Raw genomic sequence first — 12,967 nt, forward strand, 5'->3', positions numbered from 1 at the left:
CGCTGCGCTTAAGCCGTAGAACGTCGTTAGTTGCTATTGTTGTTCGGCGTCCCCGGGAATTCGACAGAATTGTTCTGCTTGCCGGTACCGAATTCGAAAATCTTGCGGAAGACGCCCGGCGCCATGGCCGAGATCGGATTGACGCGCAGCACCGGCGCGCCGGGCGTGCCCACGACTTCATAGGTGACGCCTATCAGGCCTTCATTGCTGCCACCGCCGAGAAACAGTCCGACGATCGGAATCTGGCCGAACATATTGTTCAGCCCATACATCGGCACAAAGGTGCCGCTCATCCGAACCTGGTTGAGCGGGTAATCGATACTGCCTTCGATGGTCGCGCCGACGGTCGGACCTTTGACGACGCCGTCCCGAATGGTGAGCTGGCCGTTCTGCCGCGTGAACTCGGCACGCAACCGCGAGAACGCGACGCTGCTCTGCGCCGCGTTCTGCCCGCCTCCGGCGACGCTGGCCAGTTGCGCCTCACCCTTGACGCTGAAGTCGCGGATATTGATCAGGCCTTCCTTGGCGCGGGCGTCCGACGACGGCGGATCCATCGCCAGTGCAAGCTGGCCTCCCGACATCTTGGAATAGGTGTCGGTCGCTCGCAGGAAGGCGCCGGCATCGTTGGTCTCAATATAGATAACATCACGGCCGGCGCCTTGGGCTCGTCCGCGCATATCCCCCGTCAACGGCGTGTCGCGACCGAGCTTGCCGCTCAGGGAGAATTTCTGGATCGTGCCGTTGCGCCGCGAAATCTTGGCATCGACGCTGCGAACCGCCTCGCCGTAATAACCGGCAACTGCGCCGAGCTTCACATCAATATCGAAGTCGACCGATTTGGTTTTGCTTTTGGGGTCGCCATCCTTGCCGGAAATCGCCGATTTCAGGAAACCGCGACCGTCGAACACGTCGCCACGCATCGTGACTTTCAATACGCCATCCGGAGCACGTTCAGCCTTCAACGACGTCTTGTCACCCTCGGATGGTGAATAAGTCGGGAAGTTCACGCCGACGAGGTCACCGTTCTGATCGACTTCGACGGAGCCCTTGATCGAAGCCCCACCGCCATCGATGACGATATCTTCCAGACGGATTGTGTCGCCCTTCTTCACGACGTTGAAGACAGCGCGCGCGCTCTTGCCAGGCAGCTTCATCCAGCCCGGCAAGATGTTGTCGAGCTTCAACGGCGTCAGATCGGCGTCGACCCCGAGCTTGCTGTCACGGTCCCCGGAACCGATCTTGCCGACAACCTTGATCGGGAGATTGCCGACCGCCGCCGGTCCGAGGTCCACACCGAGCCGGGCGCGGCTTGCATCGTCGAGCGTCGCGTTGAGACGCACATCGGCATCGCCATCGGTTGGTTTGCGATAGTCGAGTGATGCCGCCTGCCCGTTGATCTTGACGTCACCCTTGACCTGATAGCCCTGATTGTTCGCTATGACCTTCAGCGCGTTTGCTTCGAGCTTCTGGTTCATCACCAGCTTGTCGGCGGAAAACGCCGTCAGATCCGCAGTGATGTTGTAGGTCGTATCGGCCTTGGTCAGCTCATGCTGGATAGGCATGCCCATGGCGACCTGCGCGGTCACGTTCCCCTTCGTGGTCGCCGGGTCGAGCATGTTGCCGGTGACTTCGCTCAGCCGGTTGGAGTTGAGGACATCGGCCACGGCCCCCACCGGCCCCTCCAGCTTGAAGCGCACGCGAGCCGGCGACGGCTTCGGTGCCATATCCGGAACTTCGAACACGATATCGCTGAGGTTGAGCTTGCGTCCGGCCGCCGTTTCGGAGTTTGCCTGACCGATCGTCACGGTCGCGGTCCGTCCCGTGACGCGCGCGCGCAGATCGCCGTCGCGGATTACCGGCATGCCATCCACCGGACGCAGCGCCACGCCATTGGCGAGGATCTTCACCGACAGGCCCTCATCGGGGATTGGCGGCCCGCGCCGTGTCAGATTCTTCGTCGGCGAATTGACCCCGATCTCGATGCTCTGGAGCTGCCCGGCCTCGATGCGCTCGGTGACCCATTCGCGCACTTCCGGCACGATCAGGATCGGCCACATGCGCTTGAGCGCCGAAGCGGACATCGGCGTTCCCGCAAAGCCGAGGGTCATGCGCGGCTCGCCTGCGTAGTCAATGCTGCCTGTGCCGGCGACGCCGATCTCGCCGTTGCTGATATTTGCTCGCGTCAGCAAAGCCCGGCGGTTGTCGGAATCGAAACGCAAGCCGATGTCGATGCTGTTGAAGATCAGCGGCGCTTCGCCCGGACCTCCACCCAATACGATGGTGCCGCCGCTGATCCCCGCCTGCCACGCATCGGTCGCGCCATTGGGTGGCTCGACATGGGCAAGCGAAGTGACGCGGTTATCACCTGACACGAACTTGAACGGCGCCAGCAGCACACGGCGGCCGGCATCCCACTCGACGCTCACCTCTGCCTGATCGATCGGCATCGGATAATCCGGCGTATCGTTATCGATGATGTTGCCGGCGCCTGCCGTGAGCTTGCCGCGGAAATAAGTAGGGAGGCCGTCGCGCCCAATTTCGCCTCTCAACTCACCGGTCAGCGGCAGATCGGCACTGTAAGTGAGATCCTTCATGCGCAGCGCGAGCAGGATATTCCGGGTCGAGACCTTGTCGGCACGCAGACTGACCTCACGCACGCCATTGGCTGGCGCGCCGACCGTGACGCCGAGTGTCCATGGCGCCTTGCCACCTTCGCCCACCGTCATCATGACGCCGCCGCCGCTCGGTCTGCGCAGGGTCAGGCTGATATTGTTGAAGTCCCACGTATTGCCGCGCTGCTGGTCATCAACCACCAGCTTGCCGTTCTTCAGACCGATCTCGTTGAGGTTCTGTCCGTCGAGGCCCGACAGGGTCAGGCTGTCGAGCCAGTCGAGACCCGCCAGCAAGCCGGTGGGGGCCTCACGCCTGTCAGCGGGGGGTTGCGGAATCTGGACCACCGGCGGCTGCGGCTGCCGTGGAAAAGTGAGTTCCGGTTGTTTGCCCGGACCGAGCCAAGACCCTGGTGTGCGTGGCGATGCGACACCCGTCGCGATCGGGCGAGCGTTCTCGCCGGTCGACACGGTCACCTGCCCATCCGGCGTAATGCGCACAGCCAGCACAACATCGACCAGGTTGAGGCTTTCGGCGCGCAAGCGGCCCATCATCATGGCAGCAGCGGAAAGCCGGACTTCGGCCTTCGGGGCACTGGCCACGACGGCGTGATCACGGTCACGAACGACGATGTCACGGATCCGCACAGCCATCCGGACCCGCCCCGCACGTTCGATCTGCGTGCCGCCAACTTCGACCGTATTACCCTGCCCGATATTGTCCTGGATCGCGTCGACCAGCCACGGTGTGGCCATGTCGAAATTGATCGGGCCTGCGCCCAGCCGGACCCACAAGGCGCCAAAGCATACGCCAAAAATAATCAGAAGGATGCCGAGGGCAGCCGCAATCCGCTTGACCCATCGACCGCCGGACAGCCAATCGCGAAGCGCAACGAGCCGATCGCCGAAACGGTGCCAGCCACTCTCCTTCTTGGACAGCAAGCGACGCGCACGGTGATGCCCGGCCTCGTCATGCTGATGATCCCAATCGGCATCATCCCATTGCAAGGACTCGTCATCGGCGCGCGATCGATACGCTTGTGGCGGTTTATTTCTGGCCATTGCCTCTCGGTGCTGGCGCTGACTATGAGAATGGTCGTCACCGGCCCTTCGCGCATCGACAACCGACGAGCGCTTTTCTGCCGGCATCGCTGCCAATCCTCGGTTTGAATTATCACTCGTCGTGCGGTCGTTGCGGCGCCCCTATGGCGCACGGAACGTGTGTTGCGTCGAATCCTTTGTAACCATACTCCGAGACCAGCATATTTGGGCCAGCGCATTTGCACTGCAACGTGCAGCCACCCCGGTCGCCGGTGCTTTGCAATGTCATCACACTGAGCCGCCGAAAGCGACGAAAGGAAGGCGTATGTCCAAGAAATTGCGCAAGAATCCCTCGAAACGGGCCATCTGTACAGTGGCAGAAAACGCATCAAGCGCGAAAGCCGGACTGACGCTGGAAACTGCGGCCAAGCGTCTCGTCAGGCGCGCCGCCCAATTGAACCGCTGAATGCGAAGAAAGGAACATCCATGGCCAAGAAAGCCAGCAAGAAACCCGCCAAGGCCGCAGCGAAGAAGGCCACCAAGACTGCGTCGCCGAAGGCGGTGAAAAAGCCAGCCAAGGCTGCTGCGAAGAGCCCCGCCAAGAAAGCGGCGACAAAGCCAGCCAAGCCGGCGGCAAAGGCCCCTGCCAAAGCGTCGAAAGCGCTTGCCGTCAGGAAGGCTCCGGCGGCCAAGACGGTCGCTGCCAAGACCGTCACCGCCAAAGCGGCGCCAAAGCCCGCACCGAAACCCGCAGCAGCTCCGAAACCGGCTCCCGAGAAAATCGCACCGGCCCCCAGTGTCGCAGCCGAGGGAGCCAAGGCCCCAGCATTCCAATTGCCACGCGATGGCGGCGCCACCGTCTCGCTGTCGGACTATGCCGGGCAGAAGCTGGTGATCTTCTTCTACCCCCGTGCCAGCACACCCGGCTGCACCAAGGAAGCCATCGACTTCACCCGGTTGTCCGCCGACTTTCAGGCTACCAACACCGCCGTGCTAGGCGTCTCGGCCGATCCGCTGAAGGCCCAAGAGACGTTCCGCGACAAGTTCGCTCTGGGTATCCCACTGCTCTCCGACGCCACACAGACAATGCTGAAATCCTATGGTGCCTGGGGCGAAAAATCGATGTACGGCAAAATCTTCGAAGGCGTTCTTCGCACCACGGTTTTGATCGACGCAAAAGGCAACGTCGCGAAGATCTGGCGCGGCGTCAAAGTGGATGGACACGCAGACGCGGTGCTCGAAGAAGCACGTCGGATTTGATCAATGTCATTTGCTCAAAATTAACCATGAAGGGCTCAAATCGCCTCCGTTGAGCCAGCCGACGAGTCTCCGGCTGGCATCAGGAGTGCTGATGTCGAACCGCCCTACCCAATATGCCGAGTACCCTCAGCACCACGCACACGACCATGGACGGCCACAGGCGCGCCGCGTCGGGCCGGTCAAGGCGCCCGCCTCCAAGGCCAATCAAAGCGATTACACGATCGCCCATCGCGGCAAGCAGGTCCGCATCGGGCCGGTGGTGTTCTGGATCGTCGTCGGCACGGTGACCGTGCTGGGGGCATGGTCTGCGGCCACAGCCACCTATTTTGCCTTTCGCGACGACGTGCTGACCAAGCTCATCGCGCGCCAAGCCGACATGCAATACGCCTACGAAGATCGCATCGCCGAGCTCCGTGCAAAGATCGACCGCACCACCAGCCGGCAGATGCTGGACCAGGAGCAGTTCGACCAGAAGCTCGACCAGGTCATGCGGCGGCAGACCACGCTGGAATCGCGTGCCACTGCGCTCGGCGCCATGCCCGATCTGTCTGTTACAGGCTCGATCGGCAAGCCGCCGGCCCGTGGAGCCGCGATCGAACCTACGACATCGATCCCCAAGCCGTCGCCGATCAGCGACACGGTAACCTTCGTGGCGCCGCCGGATCGCGAAGCACGGCTTGAATCCCGCACTCCCGCTCTCATCGCCCAGCAACCAAACCAGTTCGCCAAACTCGGCGGCGTCGACAATGTGATCGGTCGCCTGCAGGCCTCGCTCGATCAGGTCGAGAGTCGCCAGATTGCGACCCTCGCGGCGGCTGAAGAATCCATGGACTCCAAGGTTCGTCGCATGCGTGGCGCGATCTCGGACCTCGGGCTCAATATGGCGAAACTCGAATCCGCCACACCGCGCGCCCCGATGGGCGGCCCGTTTGTGCCGGTCAAACTGTCATCGAGCGCGGATCCGTTCGAACGCCAGCTCTACCGCATCCACGTAACCCGCGCGCAGATGGACAAGCTCAACCGGACCATGGCGCTGGTGCCCTATCGCAAGCCCGTCGTCGGCGAAGTCGAATTCACCTCAGGCTTCGGCGTACGCAGCGATCCGTTCCTCGGCCGTCCTGCGATGCATACCGGCCTCGATTTCCGCGGCGCCACCGGCGATCCGATCCGTGCCACCGCCAATGGCCGCGTCGTCTCCGCGGCCTATGCCGGCGGTTACGGCCGCATGGTCGAGATCGACCACGGCAACGGCCTATCGACCCGCTACGGCCATATGTCCGCGATCAACGTCAAGGTCGGCGATGTCATCAAAATTGGCCAGGTGATCGGCCTGGTCGGTTCGACCGGCCGCTCCACCGGCCCGCATCTGCATTATGAAACCCGCATCGATGGCGAAGCTGTCGATCCGCAGAAATTTCTCCGCGCCGGCGTCCGCCTCAACGCAGGCTAGGTGCGGCACGCAGGGCATTGTTGCCCTGCCCTGACTGTGGTTGAAGCGGGGTCTCTGTTAATCCGAGGCAGCCCGTTGAAATCCCCCCGACGCATTGGTCCCCGCTTCCCCCGCCTCGGTCGGTTCTGTTTTCGTGCCACCCGACGGGTCGCGACCTGGGCGATGACGCTGGCCGGTTTTCACGCCAACGACTCCCATTTTACGGTCCGTCGCATTTCGGAGCTACGCGCCAAACTGGGGCGCCGCGAAACGGTTCTACTCGCCGGCCTCGGACTGCCGGGCACGCACAATTCGGGCGTAGCGCTGGTCGAAGTCACGCAGGCTCACGGCCCGCGCTTGATCGTCAACAACGAAGAAGAGCGCTTCTCGGGCGACAAGCACACCACACAATATCCGCGCGCGGCCCTCGATGCGATGCGCGTCACGCTGCAGACGATGGGCCGTGATGTCGCCGATATCGATGCATGGCTGACGACCTGGGACTATCCCGATCTGCTCGGCACGCTGGTGCGAAGCATCGTCGAAGAACTTCCCGACGGATTGAAGCTGCTGCGCACCAAGAACTCTGTCAGCTTCGACGCGCGGCGCCTCGAACAGATGACGCGGACCCCGAAACTGCTTCGCAAGCAATTCGGCCTGCCCGCGCGTGTCCCGCTGCTGATGATGCCACACCACGACAACCACGCCTGGTTCTCCGTTGCCGCATCGCCTTTCCCCGATGACGAACCGGTGGCGATCGCCGTGCTGGACGGTACAGGCGATCAAGGCTCCATCTCGCTCTATGTCGCCGAGCACGGCGAGATGCAGCGGCTGTATTGCAATGACAGCGTGTTCGACTCCCTCGGCGCGTTCTACAGCGTCATCTCGTCGACACAGGGCGGCTGGACCTGGCTCTCCAGCGAAGGCCGTTATATGGGTGCCGCCGCCTGGGGCGACATGGATCGCGCCAGCAATCCGTATTACGCGCGGTTGCGCGAGGTGCTGCATTTCGGTGCGAATGGAGAGATCCAACTCAACCGCGCGATGGGTAACTGGTATTGCGACCCGTTCGACAATCCCTACAAACAGCCGTTGATCGACATTCTCGGCGAGCCGCTGAAGCCCGATCAGCTGTGGAATCCAGATGCAGTGCTGCGTGTCGAGGACATCCAACACCGGCCGGATACGCAGGATCGCCTCGATAAGGCCGCGGCCACACAACTCGTCTTTGAGGACGCGATGATCCATGTGGTCGGCGGCCTGCTGCGCAAGACCGGTGCCCATCGGCTGGTCCTCACCGGCGGCGTCGCACTGAATGCGCTCGGCAATATGCGACTGCTCGAACACTTCGACGAAACGTGGTTCGTGCGTGAACAGGGCCGGAAGGCGCGCCTGCATCTGTGGATGCCACCAACGCCCGGCGATCCTGGCGTGACCATTGGCGCAGCCTGGACGTTCGCGCATCTCATCGGCGCGCCACGCGGCGCCGCGATGACGCATGCGTTCTATTGCGGCGATACACCCCCATCGCAAGACATCGCGGCCGCGCTCAAGGCCGACGACATCAATTCAAGGATCATCGGTAATATCTCAACGCCGGCTGGACTCGAAGCTATCGCAGACCTGATGGCGTATCTTGTCGCGCAGAACGGCATCATCGCGCTCTATCAAGGCGCGGCCGAGACCGGCCCGCGCGCACTCGGCCATCGCTCGATCCTCGCCAACCCTTGCGATGCCGGCACCCGCGAACGGCTCAACGAACGCGTCAAATATCGCGAGGCCATCCGTCCTCTCGCGCCGATGGCAACGCGCGAAGCGGCTCTTGAATATTTCCATTTGCTGGAAGGCGCGTCCGACGCGGACTACAACGCCTACAATTACATGGTCCTGACCGCGCAATCGAAGCCGCATGCGCGCGAAAAAATCCCGGCGGTCATCCATGCTGACGGCACGGGACGTATCCAGATCGTCCGTGCGGGGGACGATCCGCTCACCCACGCCTATCTCAAGGCGCTCGGTCGCCATATCGGCGTGGAGCTGTCGGTGAATACCTCATTCAACGTCGCCGGCCCGATCGCACAGACGCCGCAACAGGCCGTCGAGACCTTGCGGCGCTCCGCAGGTCTCGACGTGGTGCTGATGGTTGCAAGCGACGGTCAGGTGACCGCTGCCTGGCATGGAGGCCCCCGCGACAGTGGCCGATTTACGGCGTGGCTCGCGGAGTGGTCTCGCGCCCGTGCTTAGACCTTGCCAATTTTCTTGGCGACGGCGACCAGACGCTGACTGTCCTTGGCCACGAAAGCCGCAAACTCCTCTGAGTCCTGATAGGCGGGCATGTTGCCGGCGGCCTCGAAGACTTTGGTGACTTCGGGATCCTTCAACGCATCGCGCATGGTCTCGCGCAGCTTGGTCACGACCGGCGCAGGCATGCCCTTCGGCGCGAACAGGCCAGCCCAGATGTAAAACTCGACATCGGGATAACCCAGCTCCTTGAACGTCGGCAGGTTCGGAAATGCCGCAAGACGCTCACCGCCGAAATTCGCGAGAACACGCAGCGTACCGGCATCGACATGCTGCTTGAGCGTGCCGGGCGCGGAAGCCAGCGCCTGAATTTGCCCGCCGATGAGATCGCTGATCGCCGGTGCCGCGCCGCGATACGGAACGTGAAGCATCTGGATGCCCGCCGCGAGGGCGAACATTTCCATCGAGATATGGAGCGTGCCGAACGGACCCGACGATCCGTAGGAGATCGCACCGGGACGCGCCTTGGCATCGGCGACGAATTCCTGGATCGTCTTCCAGGGAGCGCTGGCCGGCACTGCGAACAATGTGGGATCAGCGAGCACGCGTGCGACCGGCTGCAACTGATCGACCTCATAGGCGACCGGACGACCGTAGATGCGATCCGACTCGGGTAGCACCGCGAGCGACGACAGCGTCATCAGCAGCGTGTGCCCGTCGGGCGCTGCGCGCGCCACGGTCGCATTACCGAGCGAGCCGCCTGCGCCACTGCGGTTGTCGATGATGACGGCCTTGCCGAGCACCTTCTGCATATAGGTCGCAACGGGACGTGCGGCGATATCCGCCTGCCCGCCCGCGGGAAACGGTACGACCATGCTGATATTCTTGCTCGGCCACGCTTCCTGCGCATGCGCGGTCTGGCCAGTCAGTGCGAGGGTCGACAGGCCGCCAAGGCCCGCAAGGAAATCACGGCGTTTCATGGTTATCTCCCGTTTATTATATTCGGCGATGCATCGGCTGCGTGCATCAAAGGACGCAGCGCGGCCCGGAGGTATTGAAGCCTGCGGGGATTTTCGCATGGGGCAGACCGGCCCCACGCGCCTCGATTGTGATCTTATCGGTCGCTCAGCTTATCAGCCGACTGGATTTTCCAGCCTGCCGATGCCGCTGACTTCGATCGCCACGACATCGCCCTTCTTGAGGAAGCGCGGCGGCGTGAAGCCGAGGCCGACGCCGGCCGGCGTGCCCGTGGCGATGACATCGCCCGGCTCGAGCGTGATGCCTGCAGAGAGCGTCTCGATCAGCGTCGGAATGTCGAAGACGAGATCGGCGACCGACGCGTTCTGACGCAGCTCGCCATTCACGAAGGTCTTGAGATGCATCTTGGTGGGATCGGGCATCTCGTCGGCGGTGACTATGGACGGGCCCATCGGGCAGAAGCCGTCGATGCCCTTGCCGATGAACCACTGGCGATGCTGGTGCTGCAGCGTGCGCGCGGTGACGTCGTTGATGATCGTGTAGCCGAACACGTGCTTGAGCGCGTCGGCCTTCTTGATGCCGCGACCGCCACGGCCGATGATCACCGTAAGCTCGCCTTCATAATCGGTGCTATCGGTCGTATCGAGATATTGCGGGATCGCTGCGCCCTGGCCGATCACCGTGCTCGACGGCTTGGTGAAGATGACAGGATATTCCGGCACGACCTCCTTCGCCGAGGAGTCATAGCCGCTGCCTGCGAATTCCTTGGCGTGCTCGTGATAGTTCTTGCCGACGCAGAACACGTTACGCGCCGGGCGTGGAATCGGTGCGAGGAGCTGCACGCTGGCGATCGGCAGCGCTGCGCCGGCGGCACCGGCGATGCTGCCTTTCAGGCCTTCGTAATTCGCGATCAGGGTCAGCATGTCGGGCGCGACATTGGCCGGGAGCGGCGAAACCTTGGAGAGCGCCTCGTCAGCAATGCCGACAGTCGGCCGGCCTTCGTGCATGAACGTGACAAGGTGCATGATTTCCTCCTGATATTCGCTTGTGGAGCGGCTGATGCGCCGCATCTCCTAAAGGTACAGTTATCTTCGATAGGAGATTTGCGCAAGCGGGCAACCCTCGACTTTTCCTCTTTAGAAGACGCGACCAATCGCCACTTCTGCGCGAAAATTCCCTAAAATACAGCGGGCCGGAACAACGTTTTTGATCCGGCAGGGTGTGACATCGTGCGAAACCGCGCCTAAAGTAGAATCGCAGGTTGAAACGGAGCAACACCCGATATGGCGAAGGCGGCAGTACGGAAGGTCGTTCGCGAAGACCCCGTCAGCCGCGCATTCGGCGATCGGGTCCGCGTCCTGCGTGAGGAAGCCGATCTTACGCTGGAGCAGCTTTCGAAACAGTCCGGCGTCAGCCGCGCGATGCTGTCCAAGGTCGAGCGCGGCGAGAAGAGCCCGACCATCGGCGTCGCGCGGCGCATCGCGCTGGCCCTCGGCACATCATTCTCGTCTCTCATGGGAGACGACGACGGCCCTCGCCGCGCCTTTGCAATCGTCCGGAAGGACCAGCGGCCGGTGTTCCGCGACGCGGACACCGGCTTCGAACGCTTCCTCCTGTCGCCGGTCATGGCGGGGATGCCCGTCGAAGTCGCGCTTCATCACCTGCCGCCGAAGACATCGACGGGTGAGTTGCCCGCCTACCCCGTCGGCACGTCGAAACACGTTTTGGTCGCGCGCGGAAAGGTCACCGTCAAAACAAAAGACACGGAAACGGTGCTCGACGAAGGCGACTCGCTCTACTTCGAAGTGGATGTCGAACATTGGTTCGAGAACCGCACTACGCGCGCCTGCGAATATTATCTCGTGATTTCGGCGCCGCCGTCGTTTGGCAGACGGAGCGACGGCAAAGCCTAGCATTCGGACCGAAGGGCGGCGCACGCGTATTTGCGCGCTGCCGCCCCCGCTTGTTCGCGCCTACTTCTTCAGGCAGAGACCGACGGTTGGCGTCGTCGTGCACTTGGTGCCGTCCGGCGCGCCACCGCTCGGGCACACAACGGATACCAGCGTCTCCGTCGCCTCGCAGCTGACCGCGCCATCGGCCTGCACGGCACGGAAGCTCACTGGTGCCGCATCGCCCTTGTCACCCTTCGCGCCGGGCGTCCCCTGCGGACCTTGCGGCCCCTGTGCTCCAGCCTGTCCCTGCGCTCCCGGAACACCCTGAACGCCTTGCGCGCCCTGCGGTCCTGCCGGTCCTTGCGCACCGGTCTCGCCCTTCGGACCTGCCGGCCCGGGATCGCGGCCGCAGCCGCCCAGCATCAATGCAACGCCAACAGCAAGAATTGGAATGATCTTCCTCATGCCCCACACCCCATTGAATTCGTGACATCGCGACATGCGACGTCGGGATAAGCCAGCGCCGGATGTTGAGTTCCGGCCTGCGGATGATACCGGGTGGCAAGGAGAACGGAAGCACGCTCGCAAAAGCGAGACTGTTTCAAGACGCCGCAGACTTGACGGGCGCTCAGTTCGCTCGGCTGTCTCTTGCTTGCGAAATGAGCTCGATCATTTTGGCTTCATCGTCGTCTGGCGCGAAAGCCTTCGCCTTTTCATAGACTTCAACTGCTGCGGTACCGATCAAGGGCTTCGCCTGCAACAACTGCTCGGCCAGCCTCACTGCATAGGCCGCATCCTTATGGCGCAGTGCAGCGGTGAAGGATGCTCCCGATAATCGCGCGCCACCATCCGCGGCGCGTGTCGCAGGACCTGCGGACTCGCAGCAACGCCGCTAGCGATGGACTCCAGAACCAGCTTCATGTCCAGCCCGGCATGTTCGGCAATGGCCAGACCTTCGGCGAGCCCGGCAATATGGATCGCGCCCATCAGATTGTTGATCAGCTTGTAGACCGTGCCCGATCCGACGGGGCCAAAATGCCGGATCGTCGATCCTATCGGCGTCAGGAACAGCCGGGCCTTTTCCAGATCGGCGGCTTCTGCGCCGACCAACAGCGTGAGCTTGCCACCCGCAGCCGCGTCCGGGAGGCCGGTAACAGGACAATCGATATAGGTCAGCCCGCGTTCCTGCAGCGCTTTCGCAAGGTCGAGCGCATGCTGGTGCGACACCGTCGAACATTCGATCGCCAGTGCGCCCTGCTTCGCAGCCCGCCCGGCACCGTCGGTGCCAAGCCATACATTCCGGGACGCCTCGTCATCGGCAACCATTGTCACGATGGCATCGGCGCCATCAGCAGCATCCGCCGGCGACGACGCCCAGCGGGCGCCCCGCGCGATCAGGTCTTCGGCTTTGGCCTTGCTGCGATTCCAGACGGCAGTCGTGAAGCCGGCGTCGAGATAACGGCCGGCCATGCCGTGCCCCATGCGTCCCAAGCCGATGAACGCAACATGGGGCATGG

Annotated in this window: 9 protein-coding genes and 1 pseudogene; 5 read left to right on the forward strand and 5 right to left on the reverse strand. The window is 62.8% G+C overall.

Going from position 1 to position 12,967, the window contains the following annotated elements:
- Positions 1–26 precede the first annotated feature (26 nt).
- Entirely contained in the window at positions 27–3,212 is a 3,186-nt protein-coding gene (locus AB8A27_RS11410) for a hypothetical protein (protein WP_441241994.1), read from the reverse strand.
- 6 nt (positions 3,213–3,218) lie between these two features.
- Between AB8A27_RS11410 and AB8A27_RS11415 the strand changes: the two genes are divergently transcribed.
- From AB8A27_RS11415 to AB8A27_RS11430, 4 genes are all read left to right on the forward strand, one after another.
- Positions 3,219–3,779: a hypothetical protein gene (locus AB8A27_RS11415; protein WP_441241995.1), complete on the forward strand. Its 561-nt coding sequence runs from the start codon at positions 3,219–3,221 to the stop codon at positions 3,777–3,779.
- A 357-nt stretch (positions 3,780–4,136) separates the two neighbouring features.
- A complete protein-coding gene (locus AB8A27_RS11420; RefSeq protein ID WP_441241996.1) occupies positions 4,137–4,910 on the forward strand; it encodes a peroxiredoxin in 774 nt (257 codons plus the stop codon).
- 91 nt (positions 4,911–5,001) lie between these two features.
- Positions 5,002–6,360, forward strand: coding sequence for a M23 family metallopeptidase (locus AB8A27_RS11425; RefSeq protein WP_441241997.1), 1,359 nt, complete (start codon positions 5,002–5,004; stop codon positions 6,358–6,360).
- A 162-nt stretch (positions 6,361–6,522) separates the two neighbouring features.
- The gene (locus AB8A27_RS11430) at positions 6,523–8,583 is read left to right on the forward strand and encodes a carbamoyltransferase C-terminal domain-containing protein (protein WP_441241998.1); all 2,061 of its coding nucleotides are present in this window, start codon (positions 6,523–6,525) and stop codon (positions 8,581–8,583) included.
- Here AB8A27_RS11430 and AB8A27_RS11435 read toward each other — a convergent pair.
- Together AB8A27_RS11435 and AB8A27_RS11440 are read right to left on the reverse strand one after the other, a co-directional pair.
- The gene (locus AB8A27_RS11435) at positions 8,580–9,560 is read right to left on the reverse strand and encodes a Bug family tripartite tricarboxylate transporter substrate binding protein (RefSeq protein ID WP_441241999.1); all 981 of its coding nucleotides are present in this window, start codon (positions 9,558–9,560) and stop codon (positions 8,580–8,582) included. The genes AB8A27_RS11430 and AB8A27_RS11435 overlap by 4 nt on opposite strands.
- A 153-nt stretch (positions 9,561–9,713) precedes the next feature.
- Positions 9,714–10,583 carry a fumarylacetoacetate hydrolase family protein gene (locus tag AB8A27_RS11440; RefSeq protein WP_441242000.1) on the reverse strand — a complete coding sequence of 290 codons (870 nt, stop codon included), beginning with the start codon at positions 10,581–10,583 and terminating at the stop codon, positions 9,714–9,716.
- A gap of 258 nt (positions 10,584–10,841) precedes the next feature.
- Here AB8A27_RS11440 and AB8A27_RS11445 point away from each other — a divergent pair, with 258 nt between their 5' ends.
- The gene (locus AB8A27_RS11445; RefSeq protein ID WP_441242001.1) at positions 10,842–11,471 is read left to right on the forward strand and encodes a helix-turn-helix domain-containing protein; all 630 of its coding nucleotides are present in this window, start codon (positions 10,842–10,844) and stop codon (positions 11,469–11,471) included.
- Between the two features lie 60 nt (positions 11,472–11,531).
- On the opposite strand, the gene AB8A27_RS11450 is transcribed toward AB8A27_RS11445, so the two are convergent.
- Both AB8A27_RS11450 and AB8A27_RS11455 read right to left on the reverse strand, forming a co-directional pair.
- Positions 11,532–11,915 (reverse strand): hypothetical protein, encoded by a 384-nt coding sequence (locus AB8A27_RS11450; RefSeq protein WP_441242002.1) that lies wholly within the window; start codon positions 11,913–11,915, stop codon positions 11,532–11,534.
- Positions 11,916–12,078: 163 nt separating this feature from the next.
- Positions 12,079–12,965, reverse strand: a pseudogene (locus AB8A27_RS11455) (NAD(P)-dependent oxidoreductase).
- Positions 12,966–12,967 lie beyond the last annotated feature (2 nt).

Source organism: Tardiphaga sp. 768_D3_N2_1 (genome assembly GCF_052076105.1).
GTDB lineage: Bacteria > Pseudomonadota > Alphaproteobacteria > Rhizobiales > Xanthobacteraceae > Tardiphaga.